Raw genomic sequence first — 1,695 nt, forward strand, 5'->3', positions numbered from 1 at the left:
GTACGCCACCTTCGACGACCCGAAGGCGGCGCATGCGCACGTCGACAAGCACGGCGCGCCGATCGTGATCAAGGCCGACGGCCTGGCGGCCGGCAAGGGCGTGGTGGTCGCGATGACGGCGGCCGAGGCGCATGAGGCGATCGACTGGATCCTCGGCGCAGGTGATGGCAAGAGCGGGGACAACCGTCTCGGCGTGCAGCACAACGCCGGCGTCGCGCGCGTCGTGATCGAGGAGTTCCTGCAGGGTGAGGAAGCCAGCTTCATCGTGATGTGCGACGGCAGGAACGTGTTGCCGCTCGCCACCAGCCAGGACCACAAGCGCCTGCAGGACGGCGATGTCGGCCCGAACACCGGCGGCATGGGCGCCTACTCGCCGGCACCGGTGGTCACGCCGAACGTGCATGCGACGGTGATGCACGAGATCATCCTGCCGACCATCGCCGGCATGGCGCGCGATGGCGTGCCGTTCACCGGTTTCCTGTATGCCGGGCTGATGATCGACGACGAAGGCGCGCCGAAGACGATCGAGTTCAACACGCGCCTGGGCGACCCGGAGACGCAGCCGATCATGATGCGGCTGAAGAGCGACCTGTTCGACGTGATGATGGCGGCCACCGACGGCACGCTCGACCAGGTCGAGCTGCAATGGGACCGCCGCGTAGCGCTCGGCGTCGTGATGGCGGCCGGCGGCTACCCGCTGAACCCGCGCAAGGGCGATGCGATCACCGGCCTGCCGGCCGAGCAGCCGGATGCGATGGTGTTCCATGCCGGCACCGCGCCCGACAAGGGCGGCGCCGTGACCGCGGGCGGGCGCGTGCTGTGCGTCACCGCGCTCGGCGACTCGACCAAGATGGCGCAGCAGCGCGCCTACGAAGCGCTGCAGGGCATCCACTTCGACGGCATGCAGTTCCGGCGCGACATCGGCCACCGGGCCATCAAGCGATGAGCGACACCGGCGCGGTCCGCGAGTACCTGCTCGGCCTGCAGTCGCGCATCATCGGCGCGATGGAGGCCGAAGGCGGCGATGCCTTCATCACCGACCACTGGGTGCGCGAGCCCGGCGGCAAGCTCGAGGGCGAAGGCCTCTCGCGGCTGGTGGAAGAGGGCCCGCTGCTCGAGCGCGGCGGCTGCAGCTTCTCGCACGTGAAGGGCAAGGTGCTGCCGCCGTCGGCCACGCAGCACCGGCCCGAGCTGGCCGGGGCGCCGTTCGAGGCGATGGGCGTCTCGCTCGTCTTCCACCCGCGCAACCCGTTCGTGCCGACCGTGCACATGAACGTGCGGATGCTGGCCGCACTGCCGGCCGGTGGCGCRCCGGTCACCTGGTTCGGCGGCGGCATGGACCTGACGCCGTACTACGGCTTCGAAGCCGATGCGCAGCATTTCCACCGCACCAACCGCGACGCGCTCGCGCCCTTCGGCGATGACAAGTACCCGCGCTTCAAGCAGTGGTGCGACGAGTATTTCTTCCTGAAGCACCGCAACGAGCCGCGCGGCATCGGCGGCGTGTTCTTCGACGATTTCTCCGAGCTCGGCTTCGAGCGCAGCTTCGAGATGCTGCGCGCGGTCGGCGATGCGTTCATCCCGGCCTACCTGCCGATCGTGCAGCGCCGCCAGGCACTTGCTTACGGAGAGCTCGAGCGCGATTTCCAGGCCTACCGGCGCGGCCGCTATGTCGAGTTCAACCTGGTGTTCGAC

At 69.1% G+C, this 1,695-nt stretch carries 2 protein-coding genes; both read left to right on the forward strand.

The window, feature by feature from the left end; genetic code table 11:
- On the forward strand, positions 1-946 hold a 946-nt coding region (gene purD / locus AC1D15_RS30795; protein ID WP_477829021.1), incomplete at its 5' end, for a phosphoribosylamine--glycine ligase.
- Positions 943-1,695, forward strand: a 753-nt coding sequence (gene hemF / locus AC1D15_RS30800) for an oxygen-dependent coproporphyrinogen oxidase (RefSeq protein WP_477829022.1), incomplete at its 3' end; no start/stop codon positions are given. The genes purD and hemF, both read left to right, overlap by 4 nt.

The organism is Rhizobacter sp. P2_H2 (assembly GCF_056403375.1).